The sequence below is a fragment of the Gardnerella sp. DNF01199S genome, assembly GCF_049244155.1.
Taxonomy (GTDB): Bacteria; Actinomycetota; Actinomycetes; order Actinomycetales; family Bifidobacteriaceae; genus Bifidobacterium; species Bifidobacterium piotii.
Window position 1 is genome coordinate 1,097,944 of the sequence record NZ_CP058380.1, and the last position, 24,540, is coordinate 1,122,483.

General features: G+C 39.5%; 15 protein-coding genes. 4 read left to right on the plus strand and 11 right to left on the minus strand.

Going from position 1 to position 24,540, the window contains the following annotated elements; all coding sequences use genetic code 11:
* Positions 1 to 25: 25 nt before the first annotated feature.
* The 3 genes from mfd to HXT45_RS04395 form a co-directional block, all read right to left on the minus strand.
* Positions 26 to 3,661: a transcription-repair coupling factor gene (mfd, locus tag HXT45_RS04385; protein ID WP_421781384.1), complete on the minus strand. Its 3,636-nt coding sequence runs from the start codon at positions 3,659 to 3,661 to the stop codon at positions 26 to 28.
* The gene (gene pth / locus HXT45_RS04390; protein ID WP_016784905.1) at positions 3,651 to 4,250 is read right to left on the minus strand and encodes an aminoacyl-tRNA hydrolase; all 600 of its coding nucleotides are present in this window, start codon (positions 4,248 to 4,250) and stop codon (positions 3,651 to 3,653) included. The genes mfd and pth overlap by 11 nt, the downstream gene beginning before the upstream one ends.
* Positions 4,251 to 4,377: 127 nt before the next feature.
* The gene (locus HXT45_RS04395) at positions 4,378 to 5,418 is read right to left on the minus strand and encodes an ABC transporter substrate-binding protein (RefSeq protein ID WP_421782305.1); all 1,041 of its coding nucleotides are present in this window, start codon (positions 5,416 to 5,418) and stop codon (positions 4,378 to 4,380) included.
* Between the two features lie 384 nt (positions 5,419 to 5,802).
* On the opposite strand from HXT45_RS04395, the gene HXT45_RS04400 reads away from it, so the two are divergent.
* Complete coding sequence (locus tag HXT45_RS04400) at positions 5,803 to 6,594, plus strand: ABC transporter permease (protein ID WP_421781387.1); 792 nt, start codon at positions 5,803 to 5,805, stop codon at positions 6,592 to 6,594.
* A 110-nt stretch (positions 6,595 to 6,704) separates the two neighbouring features.
* On the opposite strand, the gene HXT45_RS04405 is transcribed toward HXT45_RS04400, so the two are convergent.
* The 3 genes from HXT45_RS04405 to HXT45_RS04415 all read right to left on the minus strand — a co-directional run bounded on the left by HXT45_RS04405 (position 6,705) and on the right by HXT45_RS04415 (position 12,415).
* On the minus strand, positions 6,705 to 10,274 hold the full coding sequence (locus HXT45_RS04405; protein WP_421781389.1) for a UPF0182 family protein: 3,570 nt from the start codon (positions 10,272 to 10,274) through the stop codon (positions 6,705 to 6,707).
* Between the two features lie 139 nt (positions 10,275 to 10,413).
* Positions 10,414 to 11,703 carry a uracil-xanthine permease family protein gene (locus tag HXT45_RS04410; RefSeq protein WP_116285783.1) on the minus strand — a complete coding sequence of 430 codons (1,290 nt, stop codon included), beginning with the start codon at positions 11,701 to 11,703 and terminating at the stop codon, positions 10,414 to 10,416.
* Between the two features lie 343 nt (positions 11,704 to 12,046).
* Entirely contained in the window at positions 12,047 to 12,415 is a 369-nt protein-coding gene (locus HXT45_RS04415) for a DUF488 domain-containing protein (RefSeq protein WP_421781391.1), read from the minus strand.
* 239 nt (positions 12,416 to 12,654) lie between these two features.
* Here HXT45_RS04415 and HXT45_RS04420 point away from each other — a divergent pair, with 239 nt between their 5' ends.
* Positions 12,655 to 13,716 carry a YeiH family protein gene (locus tag HXT45_RS04420; protein WP_421781393.1) on the plus strand — a complete coding sequence of 354 codons (1,062 nt, stop codon included), beginning with the start codon at positions 12,655 to 12,657 and terminating at the stop codon, positions 13,714 to 13,716.
* Between the two features lie 141 nt (positions 13,717 to 13,857).
* Here the strand turns inward: HXT45_RS04420 and HXT45_RS04425 are convergent, their stop codons facing one another.
* The 4 genes from HXT45_RS04425 to HXT45_RS04440 all read right to left on the minus strand — a co-directional run bounded on the left by HXT45_RS04425 (position 13,858) and on the right by HXT45_RS04440 (position 18,288).
* Entirely contained in the window at positions 13,858 to 14,676 is an 819-nt protein-coding gene (locus HXT45_RS04425; protein ID WP_421781395.1) for a L,D-transpeptidase, read from the minus strand.
* A gap of 114 nt (positions 14,677 to 14,790) precedes the next feature.
* A complete protein-coding gene (gene ychF, locus HXT45_RS04430) occupies positions 14,791 to 15,879 on the minus strand; it encodes a redox-regulated ATPase YchF (protein ID WP_004132823.1) in 1,089 nt (362 codons plus the stop codon).
* A 56-nt stretch (positions 15,880 to 15,935) separates the two neighbouring features.
* On the minus strand, positions 15,936 to 16,739 hold the full coding sequence (gene proC / locus HXT45_RS04435; protein WP_421781397.1) for a pyrroline-5-carboxylate reductase: 804 nt from the start codon (positions 16,737 to 16,739) through the stop codon (positions 15,936 to 15,938).
* Between the two features lie 169 nt (positions 16,740 to 16,908).
* Complete coding sequence (locus tag HXT45_RS04440) at positions 16,909 to 18,288, minus strand: alpha/beta fold hydrolase (protein WP_421781399.1); 1,380 nt, start codon at positions 18,286 to 18,288, stop codon at positions 16,909 to 16,911.
* A gap of 129 nt (positions 18,289 to 18,417) precedes the next feature.
* Between HXT45_RS04440 and HXT45_RS04445 the strand changes: the two genes are divergently transcribed.
* Complete coding sequence (locus HXT45_RS04445; RefSeq protein ID WP_421781401.1) at positions 18,418 to 20,964, plus strand: histidine kinase; 2,547 nt, start codon at positions 18,418 to 18,420, stop codon at positions 20,962 to 20,964.
* Between the two features lie 18 nt (positions 20,965 to 20,982).
* Complete coding sequence (locus HXT45_RS04450; RefSeq protein ID WP_060785931.1) at positions 20,983 to 21,702, plus strand: response regulator; 720 nt, start codon at positions 20,983 to 20,985, stop codon at positions 21,700 to 21,702.
* Positions 21,703 to 21,844: 142 nt separating this feature from the next.
* Here the strand turns inward: HXT45_RS04450 and HXT45_RS04455 are convergent, their stop codons facing one another.
* Positions 21,845 to 24,538 (minus strand): ABC transporter permease, encoded by a 2,694-nt coding sequence (locus HXT45_RS04455; RefSeq protein ID WP_421781403.1) that lies wholly within the window; start codon positions 24,536 to 24,538, stop codon positions 21,845 to 21,847.
* Between the last annotated feature and the right edge of the window lie 2 nt (positions 24,539 to 24,540).

The window sequence follows — 24,540 nt, forward strand, 5'->3', positions numbered from 1 at the left end:
TCTATAAACAACGCAATAATTTACTTTACCAAGCTAAATCTTCAAGAAGTTGACGCACCCAATCAAGTATTTCGCGCTCACTCATTGCGCTAGTTCCAAGTGAAGATTCAAAAGGCGATGGAATAATAAGCGTATGAGTAAGCGGACGATACTTAACTCCGCGGTAAATCCTTTGCAAACGCATCCACAACGATTCTTTTGGATCTAAACCAATAACACGAACCGATTTACCTTGAGAGCTAATTTGCGTAATACCAAGATCACGAGCCTTAAAACGCAAGCGAGCAACATCGCACAATATGCTAAACGCTTCAGGCGGCTCACCAAAACGATCAAGCAACTCATCTCGCAACTCTTGCAAATCCTTATTATTGTTAGCGGAAGCAAGCTTACGGTACGCTTCTAAACGAAGCTTGTCGGAATCAATATAATCAACTGGAATCGAAGCTTCAACAGGCAAATCAATAGACGTGGAAACAGTTTCTTTATGCTCTGGCTCTTTGTATTTTTCAACAGCTTCACAAACCATTCGCACGTATAAATCAAATCCAACGCCTTCAATGTGGCCACTTTGCGCATTGCCAAGCAAGTTTCCAGTGCCTCTAAGCTCCAAATCCTTCATAGCAACATCGAATCCAGATCCAAGAGCAGTATATTGAGCAATTGTTGCAAGGCGATCATGCGCTTGTTGAGTCATAGGCTTAGACGGATCATACAAAAAGTATGCATACGCTCGCTCACGACCTCTGCCAACGCGCCCGCGCAATTGGTGAAGCTGGCTTAAGCCGAATCTGTCTGCATGATCCACAATAAGCGTATTAGCGTTAGAAATATCTAATCCCGTTTCAATAATCGTAGTGCAAACAAGAACGTCAATATCTCTATGCCAAAAATCACGAATAATAGTGTCGAGCTGCTTCTCACCCATTTTTCCGTGCGCAATAGCAACCCTAGCATCTGGCACAAGTTTTTGAATATTAGTCGCGACCTTACTAATATCTTCTACTCGATTGTGCACGTAAAATACTTGGCCACCTCTAAGCAACTCTCGCTTAACGCAAGCCGCCACTTGCGCGTCTTCGTAAGCTCCAACATAAGTCAAGACTGGCAAACGGTCCTCTGGAGGCGTAGCAAGAGTAGACATTTCGCGAATACCAGTAACAGCCATTTCAAGCGTTCGAGGAATTGGCGTTGCAGAAAGGCTAAGCACGTCTACGTTTGTGCGCAAAGCTTTCAAAGTCTCCTTGTGCTCAACACCAAAACGCTGCTCTTCGTCTATAATCACCAAACCTAAATCCTTAAATTTTATGTTTGGATTCAAAAGCTTATGCGTGCCAATAACAACATCAACTTCTCCTGATTCAAGGCCTTGAATAGTATTGTTAACCTCTTTTTCGCTTTGGAATCTACTCATTGCAGCAACAGTTATAGGGAATCCAGAAAAGCGATTAGTAAAAGTCTCGTAATGTTGTTGAACTAAAAGAGTTGTTGGCGCTAGAACAACCACTTGCTTTCCGTCTTGAACTGCCTTAAAAGCAGCGCGCACAGCAATCTCGGTTTTACCAAAACCAACGTCTCCGCAAATCAGCCTATCCATTGGAATTGGCTTTTGCATATCTTGCTTAACTTCGTCAATAGTCGTAAGCTGATCTGGAGTTTCTTGGTATGGAAAATCATCCTCAAGCTCTTTTTGCCAAGGAGTGTCTGCGCTAAAAGCAAATCCGCTGCTAGATGCTCGTGCAGAATAAAGTTTAATCAAGTCTTGCGCAACTTCTTGAACAGCTTTTCGCGCTTTTTCTTTTGTAGCAGCCCAGTCCGCGCCTCCAAGCTTATTTAGCTTTGGAATTTCGGCACCAATATATTTGCTAACTAAATCAAGCTGATCTGTTGGAATAAAAAGCTTATCCGCAGGAGCATTGCGTTTACTTGGCGCGTACTCAATTTCCAAATATTCGCGCGTAGCTTCTCCGTTTGAAGTTTTTACATTCCTCTGCCTCATGCCTATAAATTTGCCAATTCCGTGCTGTTCGTGAACAACAAAATCTCCTGGCTTAAGGTCTAGAAGGTCGATTTCTTTTTTTCTACGCTTTGGCGACTTAAAACCACTTGCAGAAGAAGACTTTCCTGTTAAATCTCTTTCGCTAAGAATTGCGATTTTACTTTGCGTATCTATAAAACCGTCAACTATTTTCGATTGAACTTCCGAAAAATCAAATACGCCACTTGCGCGCACAGCTCGAGCAAGCCTTGCTAAAATTCCACTTGAAGCAGCGCTAATATAAACCTTGTATCCGTTAGAAATAAGACCCGATATTCCGCTAGAAATCTTCTCACTATCTCCTCTAAATTCTTGAGGAGATTTAATGCACAAGTCTAAATAGTTATTTTTTACGACTTTATTTTCGTTTTCTTCTTTAGAATCAACGGTTTCTAGCGACTTATCTATTGCAAAACTGTTTAAGTTAATTACTTGATGATTGTTGTTTTCAAGATTTTCTAAAACGCTGCCAAAATCAAGAAAACTAGCTTTATCGAATGTTATTGGAGCTCCAGCACCCTTGCCAGACGCAGCAACATGCCAACTTGCAGCCAAAAACTCGTTTGCTGTTTTAACTAAATCGTTAGCTGCACGCTTGCATTTTTCTAAGTCGGAAAGCAAAATTATTGCGTTTTTATCAAGCAAATTTTCCACTGGTTCCATGTTGTCAACTAATGCTGGAATCAAAGATTCCATACCCTCTACAGGTATTGCATTTGCGATTGATTCAAGCATATCTTGAGCATTTGGAATTTTACCAATCAAAGACCTTGCTCGTTTTTGAACATCTTTTGTAAGTTGCAATTCTCGGCAAGGTGTAGCCCAAACACTATTAATATTCTTCCCATAAGTGCGCTGATCAGATGCGTGGAATTGTTTGATTGCGTCAATCTCATCTCCAAAAAACTCAATACGCACAGGATGATCCATTGTTGGAGGAAAAACGTCTATAATTCCGCCTCGAACGGCAAATTCAGCGCGATTCATAACAAGTTCCACGCGATTATACGAGTTTTCAACAAGTCGCTTTGTAGCAAGCTCAATAGAAATCTCATTGCCACATTCAAAAACAAGCGGCTCTACGTTGCAAAGACCCTTAACAACTGGCTGAATAAGGGAACGAACTGGCATAACAAGAACGCGAATTGGGCTAAACATGGCACTTTTGCCACTTTTGCTGCTTTTGCCACTTTTGCTATCTTCCCCACTTTGCGGATGCTTTAATCGCCTAAAAACCGCCATTCTGCTTGCTACAGTATCTGCTCTAGGAGAAAGACGCTCGTGCGGAAGAGTTTCCCAAGCTTCAAGATTAGCAATATCTTTAGGGTTCCCATTATAAAAATCGCGTATTGATTCAAGTGATTCTAAAGCATCTCTACCAGATGGAACTACTAAAACAACAGGCTTTTTAGTAGCCATTGCAGCAGCTACAGCAGATCTAGCTCCACTTGGACAATACACATTAAGAGGATTAGAAAAATCTTCTTCAAGCAAAGCTAAAGACTTAAACGAATCATTTTTCTTACAAATATCTTTAAGTATGCTTTCAAAAGAAGCATCAGAAATATTAAAATCTTTAGAATCTAGCATTTTGTTAGCAAAAGAATCATACTTATCTGCCATTAAAATGCTCCTGAGTGGCTGCAAGCCCGCGGAAAATCACACTTTCTACAGCATCTGCGCCATCTGCCAAAAAATTAGGAAGTTCAGATTTTTGCGCACCAGCAAATCCGCCCAAAACCCAATTAACAGTATTATCGTGAGCATGAGCACCACGCTGAGCATGCCCAACACCCATTCTTACGCGCGCATATTGCGGAGTTCCAAGACTGCGATCAATAGAACGAATACCGTTATGGCCTCCAGCAGAGCCTCCAGCTTTTACTTTAATGCGCCCAAAATCCAAATCCATATCGTCGTGAACAATCACAATATGGTCAGTCTCAATTTGATAATAAGAGCTTATAGAAGATATTGCAGCTCCAGAATCGTTCATAAAAGTAAGCGGCTTAGCAAGGAAGAACTTTGCGGACTTACCGTCTAAATTCATAACTCCCTTGCCAAGTTTAGACAAGCCTTTATGGTCAGAAAAAGATATTGACCACCGCTCAGCAAGCAAATCCGCAACCATAAATCCCATATTATGACGAGTACCTTCGTATTTAGATCCAGGATTGCCAAGGCCAGCAATAAGCCAAAAATCCGAAGCCATAATTCACGCCCAATCTTATAAACTCAACAACAAAACGGGCGTATCGATTGAAGCTGGATTATACAACTACCCGATACGCCCTCATATACTGTACTTTATTTTAGCAAGACTCAAGTCATTGCGTAAACTACTTCAAAAATTCGTCCGTAGTTAATTCTTTTGCTTGAGGAGTTTTATATGTTACTTTGCCTTTAGAATCCGTATACGCACCTTCCTTACTTAGGAAGTCGAAGTATTCTTGAGCACCCTTAACATCATTTGTGCCGAACACAAACTTGCCGCTTTTTATGTCTGCACGATTACCCCAATATTGCCCGTCAACAATCATCTTCATGCTTCGCTTAACGAATTTCACATCAAGATTAGCTTCAGGAGCTTCTTTTACTAAAATGTTCGCAGCTTCGTCTGGATGATTGTAAGCGTATTCATAACCGCGCTTAACGGCTTTAACAAAAGCGCGAACAAGCTTCGGATTGCGCTTAACTGTGTTTGCGTTAGTAATAACACCAATCGTATCTGGCTGACCAGGAACTCCATAATCTGCTGTCTTAAAGCAACGCAACTTTGGACCATACATTTCCGCCTGCACACCTTCCCAAGTACCATAAAAACCACCAAAATCAGCTTTTCCAGATTCAAGCGTACGGAACGTAGAAGTACCAACAGTAACCTTATCGAACTTACCTTTGCCACCATCGTGCTGAATCATTCTACGAATCACAGCATCACCTTCTGCAGATCCAAAGGTTGCAAAAGTTTTACCATCAAAGTCTTTAGGAGAATGAATTTTAGTATTTTTATAAAGAGAGCACCAAATTGCGCTAGGCTTTTGCTGAACTTGCAAAACTTCCTTCAATTTAGTGCCTTTTGTACTGAAATCTGCAAGACTAGTAATATTACTTAAAGCAAAATCCGCAGCACCCGAGTCAACAGCATGCTCGGCACCAGTTTGAGACACAGCCAAAATATTCACGTGTAAACCAGCTTGCTTAAACCATCCCATATTCTTTGCCACGTATATGCCAATATGATTAGTATCAGGTATCCACGAAAGCATAAACGAAACGTTTTGAAGACCAGATTTACTATTCTGCTTACTATTGTTTGATCCGCACGCACACAAAGACAGAATACAGCATGAGCTTATAAAAACTGCTATTGCACGCATAATATTTTTATTAGATTTCAAACAAAAAGCTCGCACATTACGCCATAATTCGCATATCATGAATTCCCTAGCTTTCTTATAAATAACCGCTTTCTGGGAACGTGACACGAACTTGGCAGAAAACGGTATCAAGGGCCTAGCCCGCGCCGTTCAATGCCCCCAAAATTAGAACTTTTGGTTTGCCACGCATTGACTCACGAAACGACTAAATTATGCACTAATCGAAAGACAAATACGCATAAAATACACGCTTGCTAACTACATACTAGCTATATGATATTTTCATACAAGAAAGTTTGTAAAATTTTACGTTGTTTGATTGGGGCAGCAGTCAAGCAGCTACAACAAGCATTATGGCTTGTATACTGAAAGGAACGATATTCCATGACGCGCGCGCGCTGGAAAACACTACTGCACAATTATCTGCCAACAATAATTTCTACTATTACATTACTAATTTTTTGGCAACTTTCTTGCGAATTCTATAAAATTCCAGAAAATTCTATTCCAACTCCTACAGATATTGCTAAAGCAACTTGTGAAGTGTGGCCACAATTATGGCCTGCAACCCTTGCAACTATTGAAGAGACAATTGTTGGTTTTAGTCTTGCCATTGTGTGCGGCATTTTACTGGGCGTACTTTTTCACGTATGCAAGCTGGTTCACGCAGCTTTGTTCCCACTTCTTTGTGCTGCACAAACGTTACCACTTATTTCGATTGCCCCGATATTTCTTATATGGTTCGGTTTCGAAATGTCTGGAAAAATTGTTATCGTAGCTATTTTTAGCATGTTCCCTATTGCTGTTCAAACAATTAGAGGTCTTGATGCAGTTCCAAGTTTTTATAGCGATGTAGCTCTCACATGCGGAGCGGGACGAGTTTGGACGCTTTGGCACGTAAAATTAAGGATTGCAGCTCGACAAATTTTTGGCGGAATTCGCATTAGCACAGCCTACGTTTTTGGCGCAGCTACTACTGCAGAATATCTTGGCGCTCGTCAAGGATTAGGTATTTGGCTGCAAGCTGCATATAATTCTTTCCGCACTCCGCTTATTTTTTCTGCAACATTCGTAATTATTGCGTTTACAGCAATATTGATGGGCGTAGTTAATATAAGCGAACGATTATTGCTAGGTCCTGTAGAAGACGACGAAGACCCAGATAATCAAATGTAAAAACGCATAAATCCAACACATAAAATAATGCCGAACATAATCTAAACTATGCTCGGCATTATTTTTTATTAATCTAAAGCTGCTTTTAGGCGCTTCTTTGACTTTTGCTTTTACTTTCCAGAGTCTTCTTTAATAGCAGCGTTAATCGCATCGCTTAACTCTTTTTGAGCTTTGCCATACGCTTGCCAATCTCCAGATTTCATTGCAGCATCCGAATCCTTTAGAGCTTGAGCTGCTCGCTTAAGAGCCATTTTCGCTTTTGCACTAAAATCAGCGTCTGCCTTAGCATTAGCATTGGCATTTTTATTGCCATTTTCGCTATTCTTAGTCGAATCTTTTTGCTTAGGATTAGAAGCAATATTGTTTACGCCAGAATTATTGGAAGCATCGCCAGCGTTTGCGCCAGAGTTTCCTCCAAATACTTGGTTTAATGCTTCATCCAAAGTGTCTGCAAATCCAACTTGATCTCCAAAAGCAACCAATACTTTCTTAAGCAATGGGTAGCTAGTAGATCCGCTAGATTGTACATAAACAGGCTCTACGTAAACCAATCCACCGCCAAGTGGCAATGTAAGCAAATTTCCACGCTTAACTTTAGTTGATCCAGATTCAAGCAAATTCAACTCTTTAGAAACATTTGCATTAGCATTAAAGTTGTTTTGAGCTTGACCAGGTCCTGGAACATTGGAAACTTTAGGTAACTCTTGAAGTCTTAGTTGGCCATAATTTTCGCTTACTTTTCCAGCAACATTTCCAGCATCGGAATTTACAGACAAGAATCCAGTTAGGATCTCTCGAGTAGATCTTCCAGCAGGAATGTATGTAGAAACAAGCGAAAATACTGGCTTGTTTGCTCCTCTAGTTTGCAAAGTCAAATAGTATGGAGGTTGCAAAATATCTTCTCGCTGAAGACTTTGAGATTCTGTAGGATCTACTGGAGTCTGCCAGAAGTCTTCTCCCGAGAAGAACTGGCTTGCGCTGTCAACATGATACTTTGCAAGCAAATGCCTTTGTACTTTGAACAAGCTTTCTGGGTATCTAATATGACTCATCAAATCGCCAGAAATCTTAGAAATATCGTGATAATGCCCTGGGAATATTGATCTCCAAGCTTTAATCACAGGGTCTTTTTTATCCCACACATACAAGTCAACAGAACCGTCGTACGCATCAACAGTAGCTTTAACTGAATTGCGAATATAGTTTGCTCGCTGATTAGTCAAGCCTTTAATTGAACGAGATGTTGTTGTTGTAGAATCTTGAGTCACTTGCCCAAAATCAGTCATTTGCGAATATGGGTAAGAGTCGGACGTTGTATATCCGTCAACAATCCACTTAACTCGTCCGTCAACAACTGCTGGGTAAACGCGCCCATCTAATGTCAAGTATGGAGCGACTTTAGAAACGCGAGTCTTAGGGTCGCGATCATACAAAATCTGAGAATTTGCAGTAACTCTATCCGAGAATAAGATTTGATCTGATTCAAAACGAATAGCGTGTAGCAGCTTAGAGAAGAAGTTGCCTACACTTGGTCCACCATTTCCCTTAAACGTTGTTAAAGCACCATTTGATCCAGTTGGATAATCAAATTCCCAAGGAGCAGAGCCTTTTGGAGAACCAACAATCGAATACTTTGGAGCATTTGGCGAGAAGTAGATACGCGGCTCATACTTCTTTAACTTTGTAAGCTTTCCTTGAGTTGGAATTCCATACTCCATAAATTGCGGCTGACCATCTGCAGTAACTTTATTTCCATAAGCTGCAACAACGCCATACCCGTGCGTATAAACAGTGTGGTCATTAACCCAATTTCGATTATCGTTTCCAGCTAGATCAAGCTCGCGCGCAGCAATAACCGTGTCTTGACTCACGCCATCAATGTCGTACTTATCTACAGAAAGAGTATCTGCAAAAGTATAGTATTGCTTAGATTGCTGCAATTGACGGAATGTTGGAGAAGTGACTTGAGGGTCTAAAAGCCTGATTTGTGCAGTAGACTCCGCTTCTTTTGCTAGCGCTCCCGACTTTCCTTCCGAAGTAGCGTTATACGATTCTTTTTTAACATTATTTAAGCCATACGCAAACTTAGTTGCATCAATATTTCGCTGAATATAAGTGGCTTCTAATTCTTGAGCATTCGGCGCTACCTTAAAACGTTGCAAAAGAGCAGGCCAAGCAAAAGATAACACCATAGCGCATACAACTAGCGACGCAACAGCTATAGCAGGCGTGCGCCAAGCCTTAACAGCTACAACAAAACGCGTGCCAATTTTTACGTTTCCATTAAGAGCGTGAGACTTTAGCAACCACGCTGTTATAACAATTCCAACAATTAGTGTTATTACAGCCATTGCAATGCTGGAAGGAACACCAGCATTCATATCTGTGTAAGATCCGCCAGTAATCTTAGAACCATCCAAATTTACAATCGCAAACACATCTAATATTTGCAAAACGGACCAGAAAATAATAACGAGCATAAACCACGCAGAAATTTGACGCCTTGCGCTTTTGGTTATGCTAAAAATGCCCTTTCCATCTACAGGAAGCGTAATTCTTACAGCTCCCATCAAAGCGTTTGTTATAACGCTAAATAGCAAAGAAACAGCAAGAAGAACAATAAACGCTCTTGTAAAAAGTCGCAAGCCTGGCAAAGCAAACACGTAAAAACCGTTATCAAATCCAAATTGCGGATCTTTAATACCAAATGATTGGTAGTTAAACATAAGCAAAATTTGCACCCAATGATTGTAGAATTGCATTCCAAACACAGCGCCTACAATCAAAGACACAACTCCTGCAACATGCATTGCAAGCTTAGAACTTATTCCCTTTTTAGTGTCTAAAATATTGCCTTTTTCTTTAACATATACGCCATCGTCGCTTCCAGGGCGTTTTTTAATCGCAATATATGCAGACAAATACCCAAACGCAGCCATAAGCAGAGCGTATAAAGCCCAAACGCCGATTTTAGCGGCTAGTTGAATCCAGATTACGCTCTCAAATCCAAGTTGCGCATACCACATGCAATCTGTAATAAAAGTAGAAAAACCAAAAATAATTGAGCATATAAAAGCTATTGCTACTACTATTGCAACAATAACCCAACGCCATTTTCTTGATTTTCCAACAAACTTATTTACATCAAAATCTATTCTCATATAGCGATTATTCTCCTTACTATTTGAGCTTTTATTATCGCTTTTATTGCTTTTACTATCTTTACTATCTTCGCTAGCATCGCTAGTATCGCTAGTATCGCTATTTTTGGGCGAGTCGCCTTCGTTTTCTAGTTTTTTCTTAGCTTCTAATATATCGCTAAAGAGGTCACCAAGGTCATCATCATCACTATAATAGTCTGCCAAATCTTTTATTTTTTTTGCAAACTTTGAAGAAGTCTTATCTTTGTTTTCACTATTAGACTCATCTTTAGAAGCATCTTTATCAACAACATTGACACTGCTATTATCTTCATCAATGCTTTCTACAACTACATCTTGGTCAATAGAATCATCTGCAGAAGTATCGGCAAAATCATTATTTTGATTGCTCTTTTTCTTTCCATCGCTTGAATAATCGGAACGCTTATGCACTTTAGTGTTTTTAGGTTTTTTAGCCATATAAGCGCCAAAAGCAGCCCATGCAACGCCAATGAGTATTTCTATAATGACTTTCAACATAAGGTTAATAATACTATACTAACTATTCCCAATCTACGTGTTGTGTTTGTTGTGTAATCAAAAATAATTACAAAAAGCGCGCTCGCAAAAGTAGCGAACGCGCCTAATTTGATTAAATTAAATCATATAAGCATTTAAGCTAAGCAACGTCTGGATCGTCTTTAGCGATTGTTCCAGTAAGCTTACCAATAGCTTTCATAATGTGGTACACAACCAACACAACAACAGTGCCGATTGCAATACCGTTAAACTGAATTCCAGAAATAGCAAATTGGAAGTTGGCAATGCCAATAATCATAACGATTGCAGCAATCATAATGTTAACTGGCTTATCGAAGTTCACTTTGTTCTCTACCCAAATACGAACGCCAATCATGCCAATCATGCCGTAAAGTAAAGTGGTTACACCGCCCAAAACGCCTGCTGGAATGGAGTTTACAATTGCACCAAACTTTGGGCAAAGGCTTAATACGAATGCAAAGAATGCAGCGCACCAATAAGCGGCAGTAGAATACACTTTTGTTGCAGCCATAACGCCAATGTTTTCGCCATAGGTTGTAGTACCGCAACCACCAAAGCAACCAGCAATTGCAGTGCCTAAGCCGTCTGCAAACAAAGCTGTACCAATCTTGGAATCGTAGTCACGGCCAGTCATTTGAGCTACAGACTTAACATGACCAACGTTTTCTGCAATAAGAACCAGCACAACTGGCAAGAACATAAGCAAAACAGAGAAATCAACTTGCGGAGTGTGGAACTTAGGGAAGCCAATCCAAGAAGCTTGCTCAATCTTACTAAAGTCAACTTGACCCTGGAAGCATGCATACGCGTAGCCAACAAGAACACCAAGCAAGATGTTCAATCGCCCAAGAAGACCACGGAAGATCACTGCAATAAGCATAACTGCAACCAAAGTTACCAAGGCAGTGTCTGGAGCCTTTTGGAAGTTACCCCAAACAGCTGGACCTAAGTTAAAGCCAATAATTGCAACGATTGCACCGTTAACAACAGGAGGCATAATAACGTCAATCCACTTTGCTCCTGCAAAATGCACAAGCACACCGATTAGCGCAAGAAGAATACCTGTGCACATAATGCCAAAGCTTGCTACAGCAATACCCTTATGCGCAGCAGTTACAGCCATAACAGGTGCTATAAGACCAAAAGAGCTTCCTAAATAACTAGGAAGCTTATTTGCGTTAATCAACAAGAACAGTGCTGTAGAAAGAGCCGTGAACATTAAAGTAGTAGACGGATCAAAGCCTGTAAGAATTGGCACTAAGAATGTTGCGCCAAACATAGCAATAACATGCTGAGCACCAATACCAGCAGTACGAGTCCAAGTTAAACGCTCATCTGGCTCTACTACTTCTCCTGGCTTCAAAGTTTTTCCGTCACCATGAAGCTGCCATGTAAACAACGATTTCATCGTTTTCTCCTTGTGTAAAACAAGTTCGTATGTAAGTTTGTGATTGAAAAACAACCACCAAAACAAGCGCCAGCTTAAAAAAAAAACAAGCACTACTCAAGCGCAGGTTTGGCAGATTTTGCAGAGGCTATACCAACCGCCGCCCCCTAGCCAAGTGGTCATTCTAATGTACTAATCACAAAGTGTCGAGACAATTTGAAAAATAATAAATTTATAAATTTGTTTTGTTGAAATATCAAGGAAAATCGGTGTGTCGAAAACGCATCAAACACCACTAATTATTACTCATAAAAGTTTATAAACATAAACTTTTGCTTATGTATTAGATTCGTTTATTACAATCTTAATTTTGCAAAACATTTTGAATGTAATCTTTTAATACAATTGCATGATTTATACGCGGATCTTTCGCTCCATATAAAAACGTTACTTTTTTACTTTTTCTACATATATCTACGATTTGGTTTACACAATCTTGATTCTCATCTAACTCTTCAATATAACGATTAGAAAATTCTTTAAAGCGCTCAGGCTTATGGCTAAACCATTTTCGCAAATCACTTGATGGAGCAATATCTTTACACCACAAATCAAGATTTGCCTTTTCTTTACTTATTCCTCTAGGCCACAATCTATCTACTAATACTCGCAAGCCATCATCTTCATCAGATGATTCATAAATGCGTTTAATTTGAATATTAATATTGCACATAATTACCTCTTTAACTACATATAATGATTACACAATTATGATTTTTTTCAACAAGATTTAATTAATCACAATGTAAATGGAACTAATACAAAACTACGATAGATTTTTATCGAATATGTTTTATTATGTGATTTTTATATAGGCGTGTCGCTTGCCATTACAACAAAACGCTAGAAAATGTGTAAATATTTTTGATTTTTTGTTCGTTTTTGTCCGATTATGAGAGAATAATTGGCTAAATGGTTAATTTCTTTGATACATGGAAAAAGAAAATCTGCACAACAAACATGGCTCTTATAGCTGTGCTTACACTTCTAGCTTCCTTAATCGGCAGCTGGCTCAAGCAGTTCCCAGGCCTAAGCCTTTTGGGAGCTCTTATTATTGCGTTGCTTATTGGTATGGCTCTGCAGCTGCCTTTGCACGTATACAAGTTGAACAATGATTCTAGACGAGCAGGCGTTAAAGCATCTGCTGGCCTAATCGCAAATAAGCTACTTCGACTAGGCATTATTTTGCTTGGCTTTAAGCTAAATTTGCACGTTCTATTTACTCAAGGATTAAAGTGCCTACCAATTGCAGCCGTTCTAGTTGCTGTTATGGTATGCATTACATACAACATTGCAAAATTCCTTAAGGTTAGCCCACAACTTGCAATGCTAACCGCAGGAGGCACAAGCATTTGCGGAGCTGCAGCTGTTATGGGTCTTTCGGGATCTATGCCAGTGCTTCCACAAGATGAGGACGAAAAAGAACAAAACGAGGTTATGGCTGTTGCAACAGTTGCAATAATGGGCACAATCTACGCTTTGGCAGAAATCTTTATTCTTCCTCACTTTGGAATGACTAAGCAGCAGCTTGGAATTGCATCTGGCGCATCGCTCCACGAAATCGCACACGCTGTTGCAGCGGGCGGAGCTTTTGGAAGCATTGACGTTGCAACAATCATGAAGCTTACTCGAGTTCTTATGCTTGTTCCTACATCAATCTTTATTGCAATTTGGTGGAACGCTCGTCATAGCCAAGTAGAAGATAACGGAAAGCGCAAAATCAACTTCCCATGGTTTATGCTTGGATTTATTGCAGCATCTGTTATTGGTACGTACGTGCCTTTTGTTTCGTCCTACGCATCCCTACTTGTAGACGCAGGATACGTCTTCCTTGGAATGGCTATGGCTGCTCTTGGAATCAACGTAAACTTTAGAGTTATATTTAAGCAAGGAAAAGCAGCATTCTTAGCAAGCTTCCTGGCATCTATTGTTTTAACAGCATTGGCCTGCACAGCTAGCGTTTTGTTCTTCTAATAAACAAACATAGATAAAACAAACGCAATTAAAACAAACGCAATTAAAGCGCAAACAAAAAATCAGGGGATTGAATTTTGAAATCTCCTGATTTTTTATATTTCTTACTTACGTAAATGCTTCACATAACTCTAAAACAGATTATTCAATATGTACTGCTGTTCCGTCTAGAATATTCGTATAGAACCAATTAGCATCTGGAACACTTAATCGCACACATCCGTGCGATGCAGGGACCCCAAGTTTTTGCGCTTCTTCTACAATATAATCGCCAAAATTAGCACGAGTTGGAACAGAGTGGAACAAATACTTTGCTCCTATAAAACCAACCCAATAGTCTCCACCCATTCCTTCTGTTCTATTGTAAAAATGATATCCCCTATGCCCTATTCTAAAATCGCCTTTAGGTGTGGAGTTATTCATTCCAGAGCTAACAATCATTGTATAAACAAGATTATTATTCGCATAAATATAAACACGTTGTTTTTTAAGGTCTACATTTATTTGCAAATGATTTGCATCTATTCCAGAAAGATTTGGATATTGACCGCCTGTAGATATTTTCCATAAATTAGAAAAATCAATTGCATTCGCATTTTGATTTTGTGCATTAAAACTATCTTTAGACTTATCATTATGCTCTAATGGCGTCTTTTTTGCTTTCGACTTTGCGCCAAAATTATCGCCTTTTTTACTTTTTACATTACTTAAAGCGGAATCAAGCTTGTTTGACTTAAAATATTGTGCTTTAAGATTTACAAAAATACGCTTATTCGCTTCTTGAACAACATGCGATACTTGGAATCCAACAAAACTAAAGAAGACCAAAACAATTAGAAAAGCGAGCGCACGCTTGTAGAAAATTTTGCGATTTTTTGGAGATTTTAAGCTAATAACATATTTCACAAATCGCGAAATAAGCGACTTTAACATGCTTTTAAAAGCATAAAATATATTCATACAATCTCCATAAGTAAACAAAATAAAAGGCGCCACTTCGATACTACACTATAGTGCCTAAGCAGCGCCAAATTACACGTTATTTGATTATTTATATGATTATTGTCTAACTAATCACACATTAAACTTAAATTCAACAATATCTCCGTCTTGCATAACATAATCGCGGCCTTCAAGACGAAGCTTTCCTTCTTCCTTGATTTTTGCCATAGAGCCTTGAGCCTCAACAAAATCATTGTAAGAAACAACTTCTGCTTTAATAAATCCACGCTCAAAATCTGTGTGAATAACGCCTGCAGCTTGCGGAGCAGTCCAACCCTTATGAATCTGCCATGCGTGAACTTCTTTAACGCCAGCAGTCAAATAGGTTTGAAGCCCTAAAATATCAAAGCCAACGCGCGCAAGCTGATCCAATCCAGATTCTTGTAATCCTGCATCTGCAAGCATTTCTCGAGCATCTTCTTCATCAAGCTCAGTAAGCTCCGACTCAAATTGCGCGTTAAGGAAAATCGCCTTTGCAGGAGCTACAGATGCCGCTAGCTTAGACTTCAAAGAGTCATCCGAAAGCTCTGAATCGTCAACGTTAAACACGTAAATAAAAGGCTTAGCAGTAAGCAAGTGCAAATCGTAAACGTCGTCTTTATTAATCAACTTCTCGTTATGAGCCTGATCAATCGTCTTTCCAGATTCAAGAATTTCTTTAGCCTTATTCACTGCGCCAACGTATTCTTGAGTAACTTTTTTGCCACGCAAATCTTTCTCTAACTTTGGCAAAGCATTCTCGATTGTTTGCAAATCCGCAAGAATAAGCTCCGTGTTGATTGTGTCAATATCGTCTGCAGGATCTACCTTGCCATTAACATGCACAATGTCATCATCGTTAAATGCGCGAACGACTTCGCAAATGGCATCCGCCTCGCGAATATTAGCAAGGAACTTGTTTCCCAAGCCTTCTCCCTCGCTTGCACCCTTAACGATTCCTGCAATATCAACAAATGTAACGGTTGCTGGAACGATTTTCTCGGTTTTAACAAGCTTTGCTAAAACAGGCAAACGTTTGTCTGGCAAAGGCACAATACCAGTATTTGGCTCGATTGTTGCAAACGGATAATTTTCCGCTAAAACGTTGTTTCGTGTTAGCGCATTAAACATAGTTGATTTACCAACGTTAGGCAAACCTACGATTCCAATAGTTAAAGACATATTACCTACTTTAGACCAGCTAGCGGAAGTGACTACACTACTATACTCGTACTGTTTTATTTTTGTTGAATTGCGTCAACCGCGCTAATAACATCTCCCCTAAAACCACACGATTCTAGCTTTGCAACACCTCGAATCGTAGTGCCACCAGGAGAACATACTGCGTCTTTCATAGCGCCTGGGTGAACACGCGTATCCATATACAACGCGCCTACTCCCTCAATCATCTTTGCAGCCAAACGATATGCGCAATCTCTCTTTAGACCATACTTTACGCCAGCATCTGCTAAAGCTTCCATGTACATAGCAGTAAAAGCTGGAGCGCAACTAGAAACACACATTGCAATATTCATGTGCTCGCTATCTACTCGCTCGACTAAAGAAATAGGATTAAAAATAGCGTTAAACGCTTCTAGTTGACTATCTGTTAGAGTATTTTCGCTTTCTGCTAGAGTGACTCCTTGGCAAACTGCGATTGGCGTATTTGGAATAATGCATTGCACGTTAGCATCTTTGCCAAGTAAATTCTGGTAACGCTTAAGAGTCCAGCCTGCTGCAACGGAAATAATTGCGATTTTTCTTTCTACAATAGTTTTTGCAATAGGTTGCAAAACTTCTTCAATCTGATTTGGTTTTACAGCCAAAATTAAAACATTGCTAGAATCGCAAACTTCACACGCACTTTTTAACGCTTTTACGCCAAATTTGCTTGCATTATTAACAAGTTTTTCAAAGTGCGCCGCGCATGCAACCATATCTTTGCCTTGCAAAACATTAGCGCGAATCAAGCCTTGCGCAATCGCTTGAGCCATGTTTCCAAAACCAATAAATCCAACGGTTCCAATTGAGTTAGAACTCATTAACCAATCTCCCTAATAAGTAGACACTAAATTAAACACTAAATAAACACTAACTTTTTATTAAGCATCTAATCATTTGTATATATAACTTGTATATCTAATCATTTGTTAGATACTTTAATCAAAAGTTACTTATTGCTTATATTACTTATTGCTTATATAACTTAGATTACTTATATATAGACTCTAAATCTCCACGATTCCTTGCTTCTTCCAGCAAATGACGGAACACAAAGTCACCATGAACACCATCGTGCTCAAACTCGTTAGTTGTCCAATAATGAGAGTTAGAAATATGAGACAAAGTATCTAACTGAAGACCAGAATCAACGTACATGTCGTCGAAGTAAACCGCTGCTTGCAAAGGAACTTCGTTATTTGCAAGCTGATCTAAATCGTAAATCTTGCCAAATTGCATATCGTTCATCATGCAATCAACTGCTGGCAAGAACGGCTGCAAAGCTTTTTGCTGATCAAACATCCACGGAAACACAGCTTCTCCAGTAAACAAAAGCGGGCGCGCGCTACCAGAAAACTCTGGCATTGTTTCCCTAACCTGCTGAGCTGCCCACAAAATCGGGTGCTCTAATTCACCATCAGCATAAATAAATTCTTGTAGCGGCCAATATAGCGGACTAGAAGATGTTGCATCCATAACGCCATAAAGGAACTCGTCGCTTAAATAGCCGTCTGCTGTTCCACCGCCATGCTTAAATGCTTTAAGAGATCCATCTCCATCCGAAAAAGCGGAGTCAATAAGCCAATGAACTCTTTCAAAACTTGGCTTCATGCCAAAAGACGAACCAAGAGTCTGGAATCGCTCAACCGTTAGCTTTTCGCCATCAGGTAAGAAAACATCTCCTTGAGAAATCCTATCTGCAATAGCAGCAGCGCGCGCAACATCCTGCGGATAGCGCTCATAGAATTGCTCAGTTTTACGAGCCATACGAGGAAAAGTATGCTCATAGACTTCACGCGCATTTGCAGGAACATGAGGAATGCCGCCCGTTGTAAAGCTTGCAATCAATCCTTGCGGGAAAAGTGACAAATACGTAAGCGTTAAGAATCCACCATAGCTTTGGCCCAAAGAAACCCACGGCTTTGCATTGAATTCAGTTAAGCGCAAATGCTCAAAATCGCGAATAATGGAATCTGCTAAGAATCGCTTTAAGTACCATGCTTGCCTCTCTACACTCACGCCGTCGTCTGCCATGCGCTTAATCGTAGAAGCATCTACCCTAGAAGAGCGCCCAACACCACGCTGGTCTGGAAGAACAACACGAAAATGCTTAATTGCCTCTTGAATCCAACCATCGCTAGACGGCGAAAGCGGACGAGGGCACTGACCGCCTGGGCCTCCTTGCAAAAACACTAGCAAAGGCAAATCATCATGCGCATGTTCTGGAGCGCAAATAACTCTGCAAAATAGGCGAATCGTCTCCCCTTTAATAGAATCGCCTGGAGTGTTTTGCTCCCAATCTAAAGGAACATCGATTGCGCGCTCTTCTACATACAATCCTGGTACGTAATACTTTGCTAGCAGTGCCATTGTAAACATTCCTTTCTGCACTCGCATGCAACGTTGCAATAACAAATCACATACAAAAATACACACTCTTATATAAATCATACTAAAGTTCGATTGTTCTATAAAGTGCCGTGTACTAGCCTAGTAGTTATGAAAATATCTCACACGTTTAACAAAGCCATACAACGCTTACGCACTGAGCTTACGCTAAACGATATATTGTGGGGCATTATTCCACTTATTCTTTTTACACTTTCAAGCAATCGGTATCCTATAAACAATGTTGACGGATTCTTGACGCAAAGTTCACTAATTACAACCTATCTTATAAATATTGTTGTTGCATCATTACTTTCAGTAAGAAAGATATGGCCTGAACAGGCGGCTACTATTTTTATTGTTATTTGCATTGTGCAAGTAATATTTGGCCCTACTCAACTTTTTGCTGATTTCTTTGGTTTTGTGCTGCTTGTTAATGCTATTGCTCGCGGAAATCCAGAACATTCAAAAGCTTTTGTTATTGCAGCTTACGTAACAACAGTATTATCTTGCGCAGCAATATCGTGGAATATTGTAATGGGGCCAATATATGGCATCAATCATTTAAAAGCTAGTTATTCTTGCAGCGTAAAAAATATAAATAGTAGTAACATAAAAAACTGCGTTTCAATTATACTTGATTTTGCAATTCCTACTATAATTTTTGCAATTATTATTACTACAATTACGGTTATTATTGGCTACTGGCAGCGCACTCACGTGCACACTATTCAACTTTTACAAGAGAACAATAACGCTATTCGAGCGTACCGAAAAAAAGCTCAGCATATTGCCATTACTGCAGAGCGCGCTAGAATCGCTAGGGATATGCACGATATTGTTGCTCACACGCTTTCTATTATTATTGTTCAAGCAGACGGTGGTCGCTATGCAGCAACACAAGATATTTCTCTTGCTAAAAAAACAATGCATATTATTAAAAACGAATCAGAGCGCGCCGTTCACGACATGCGTCGACTGCTAGAAGCTTTAACAGACGCTCCATCCGCTCAATTGGATTTCAATCACATACCTTCGCTTATTGAGCAAGCAAAAATTGCATCTCCTAAAAATATTTTTTGGCACACTGTTGATGGCATAAATTCTTCTAATAAACTCAACAAAGATGCACAAACCGTTGCATACCGCGTTGTTCAGGAGTCTCTTACTAATATTCGGAAGCACGCAGGAAATGGCATCAAAATAAACATTCACGAAGAATGGAACGAACAAGGATTAACACTAAAAATCACAAACGAAGTACACAAGCTTGAAGCTAACCAAACGCAAAATAGCAATGCGCAACATAAAAATGGTTATGGTCTGATTGGCATGAAAGAACGCATTGAAAATCTTCATGGAACACTTGATTATGGAATACAAAACGATGGAACATTTAGTATTGCTGCTTTTATTCCATACTCTTACAACACGGATCAATCAAACACTACTGCTTCTGTATTAAACAGTATTCCTAACGCTACTTATAAAAACGCAAAAGCTAATAATCCATTATCAGTGCACGAAAAGCCAGAAAATACAAGCGATAAAACCTCATCAAAAGTTTTGCAAGAAGCAAATGATTCACAAAATAGGATTGAAAAAGTATCGCAATGGTTTGAACAACATTGGCTTATTGGAGATGTTATTTATGCATCGCCTTGGACTGTTCTAATGCTTTTTATACCAACTTACGATTTTATTGTTGGAAATGGAATGCATTCACAATATTCCAGCTCACTTTTAGTACAAATACTTTATATAGTATTTACTCTTACAACCATGGTGCCATTCATGTTTCGCAGAAAAGCTCCAACTATGTGCGCAATTATTGCAGCAGTATTTTCTGCAATACAGCTTATATGCTTACCTAATATTTTATTCGCTAATTTCTTTATACCAGCCATTGTTTATGCTGCTGTGCTCTATGGTAAAAAGCACGCATGGCAGTGGGTTAGTGCTGTAGTACTCGCCGAATCTGCTATTTTTGCTGTAAAAATTGGTGTTGCATCAAGAAATATTCCGCAAAATGAAACTCCAATACGATTTTTTACTTCTAATGCGTACACAACTAATTTTTATGACATTATGCAAATGGCGTCCGTAGGATTAATTTTTGGTTTTATAGTTGCGTTAATTTGTTTTATTGCCATTGCATTTGCTTATTACCGCAGAAACGATGACAATAATTTGCTGATTCTAAAAGCGCGCAGAACAGAATTAGAGCAAGAGCAAAAACAGCTAGAAGTACTTGCAGCAAATGCCGAAAGGCAGCGTATTAGTGCAAACATTCAGCAAAAAGTTGCAGTTACATTGCATAAAGTAATTGATGCTGCAAATAGTGGAATAGATATGCTAAATGAATACGAAAAATCAAATAGCAATGCAGAAAAGCTAAAGTCAACAAAACTAGAGCAAGAGACAAAGCAAGAACTAGAGCAGGAACAAATTGAAGCAATTAGTAAAGCTTTTAAAAACATTGGAGACGAAGGTCGCTCAGCACTTAGGTACATGCGAAAACTACTTGGAATTTTGCGAGAAACAGGTTCAAGTGTTAATTCATCAAATAATAGTGCAAATATAACTGAGATTGCGGTTCGCCCCGCTCCTTCGCTTGATGAACAAATTCAACACAAACTTGCCAACAAGCACGAATAAATTGATAGTATGGAAAACATGGAAAATATGGAAAACAATGGAGTAATTCGAGTCGCAATAGCAGACGATCAAGAGCTTGTGCGCGCAGGATTTGCTATGGTAATCAACTCGCAAAAAGATATGCAAGTTGTTGCGCAAGCAGCGAATGGAAATGAAATTGTAGAAGTTGCGTCAAAGGAAAATCCAGACGTTATTTTGATGGACGTGCGCATGCCTAACATGGACGGTTTGGAAGCTACGCGCAAAATCTTGCAAGAAGATGCTAATAGCAATACGCACATTATTATTTTAACAACTTTTGATTTAGACGAATACGTTATGGCTGCGATTCATACGGGCGCATCGGGATTTTTGCTTAAAGATACAGAGCCAGAAACATTGCTTAATTCAATACGAACTGTGTATCAAGGAAACGCAATTATTGCTCCAACTGCTACAAAGCGCTTAATTGAGTCAATGATCTCTAAGCCTAACGATGAAGAAAAATCAAAAGAAGAGATTGCGACTAAAAACGAGCAAAGCGCAAACACGTACGATTCTTGCTTAAATGATTTAACAGATCGCGAGCGCGAAGTTCTTGTAGAGATTGCTCACGGACTATCTAACCAAGAGATTGCTAATAAACTGTTTATTAGCTTGCCAACAGTTAAAACGCATGTTGCGCATATTTTGGGAAAAATCAATGCAAGAGACAGAGTCCAAGCTGTTGTGTTTGCTTACGAAAACAGTCTTGTTTAACTATTTTTATAAAAATAAAAAACAATGCGAATGTTCTTATAGACAATAAATCTTTTCTATAAAAATAATGCGGCTGCAAATTAATCAATTCTTAATTGAATGATTAAAATTGCAACCGCATTTTGTTTTGCGTTTCTAGCGATTAGTCCTCCGCAAGCGCAACTACTGGCGAAGGCTTCACTGCTCTACGAGCTGGAAGAACGCTGGAAAGAAGCGCTGCAAGCAAAGCGATTAGAGCGAGAACCGCGTAAATAGCCCAATCAACTACAAACGGAACTTTGCCAATTGAGCTAAATACCATGTAGGATCCAATCCACCCAAACGCTGTTCCAACAATCAAGCCAGAAACAGTGCTTGTTAGGGAGATCAACGTTGCTTCCAACGCAAGAGATCTTCTAACCTGTCCTCTTGTCATGCCGATTGCGCGCAAAGTTGCAGATTCTTTGGTTCGCTCAATAACAGACAAGCTTAATGTGTTTGCAACGCCTATTAAAGCAATCACAACAGCTACTGCTATTAAGCCAACAAGCAACATCATCATTATGTCGATAGCACTCTCCCACTGCGCTCGTTGGAACACGCTTCCACCAGCCATAACCTCCGCATAGCTAGATGTAATATTTCTAATATTTTTAACAATATCTACAAGATTAGCTTTGCTAGAGTCTACCGAAATAAGCAGAATATGCGTTGTAGGCTTAAGGTAGTTATTGAAGTAAGATTTGCTAACAAAAGCAGTATTCCTTGAATGTATACTAACATTTCTATACTTCTTAAACTGAACTTGCTTTACAGTAATGCTCTTATCGTTATTACTCGAGTATGTATTCATTCCAGTAAATGGCGTAATACTATCTACACTATCTTCACTAGAACTGTACTTTTCTACATAAGCTTGTAGATTAAGATTTCCTTTTTCAAGATCAAAAGGCTCTCCACCTTCATTATTAAACTTAGGCAAAAGCACAGAATCCCTGTTTATATTAACGCCATCAAGATTTGTATGCATTACATTTTTAAGTTGATCTGTATTATCAACTCCAGCTGCCATAGCATACTCAGTTTTGCCCTTAGCGTTCTTAAAAGTCATAGGAACTGCAGGAAGCAACTCAGTATTCTTTATTCCACTAATCTTTGAAATGTCGGCAGCTAGAGATTCATCAACATTCTTGCCTTGAATAATAATGTCAACACTGTAATGATCATCAACAACACCTTTAAGAGTTGCTTTACCGCACATTGCGCCCGTTACTACTGTAGAAACAAGCGTTACGCCAATAAGCAAAGCTGTTCCAGTTGCCGCAACTCTTCTAGGATTTCTTTGCACGTTTGCATTAGCAACTTTAGACGCGGGCCCACAAAGTGCCATAATTGCTCCAGTTGCCTTCATAGCAAACGGCATCCAGAATGTTGCTGTAATAATAATGCCAATAAAAACAAGCGCACAGCCAAACATTGCTCCAAGCAAAGTCATCCAAGAGTCAGAACCAGCAGTGGGAGACTTCCCCGCAATCATGCTTGCTAAAGAAGTAGCACTTAAAGCCGTAAATAAAATACCTACAACAATAAACACAACGCCAAAAACAGCGCGAATAATGCTTGCACGCTTATCTTTAATCAAATCCATTGGTCGTAGCGCTTCCATAGGCGTTACTTTTGTAGCAGATCGAGCAGCACTCATAGATGCAAGAACTGTTACAATCGTGCCAATTGCTATTGGCCACACAACCGCTGGAAGCGAGACAATCAAAGGAATCTTAGATAATGGTCCAGAATTAATATTCACGTTACTAATTGCGCCCATAAATCCGATTGCACAAAGCACGCCAACAGCCGCAGAAATAACTCCAAGTATTGCAGCTTCAAGCAAAACTGCTGCATAAAGCTGGTGCGATTGTGCGCCGATTACGCGCAAAAGTGCAAGAGTGCGTCTGCGTTGAGCAACCAAAACTTGGAATGTGTTTGCTATAACAAGCGAAGAAATAAGCAACGCTAGAATACCAAAAGATAGCAAAAACATGGTTACAAAATTAGTGCCGTTGGACACATTTCGAACAGATCTTACACCAACTTCGTGCCTAGACATAAGAGAGAATCTCGAAGGAAGCAAAGAGTTAATCTTAGGAGATAAATCGTTTATTTTAGATTCATCAATACTCATGTATACTTTGCTTTGCACAACTTCATTGTCAAAATTCTTAAGATTGTTGAGTTTTGCACAAAAATCATTCGTTATGCCACCAAGATATGTGCCGCGATTTGAAAATGGTATTTGAGAATGCTCTCCATCGTCTACAAGACCAACCACACGAACATCGTACGATTTTTCTTTATCTCCGCCAGTGTCATCTACTTTAACCAAAGTTATAGTATCGCCAATGTTTGCATGTATTGATTTAGCAATACTTTTAATAAGAGTGATTTCACCTATTTTTTGCGGTTCTCTACCTTCTGTTGATTTATACACAGGAAGATTTCCATACAAACCATTAGACCAAGCAATACTCGTAACTGATTTATCACCTTTTTCCACTCTTACAAGAGCAGTCGCATCATCACTACGAATGCCATTAACACCAGGCATCTTCGATATTTCGTCTAAATGAAGGTCTTTATAATGAATTTTACTACTCGGAGAACTGTTAGGATTCCTAAATGAGATTGCATAATTTGCGCTACCGAATTCATTTGTTGCGTTACGAACCATCAAGTCATCAACGCTGTTTGCAAAAAGCAAAGTAGCGCTCATAAACATGCTGCCTATAAGAATTGCAATTCCAGAGGCGATTAGCATGCGCACGCTTTTACGCATAAGTTTTAGTGCGATTTTCCACATTC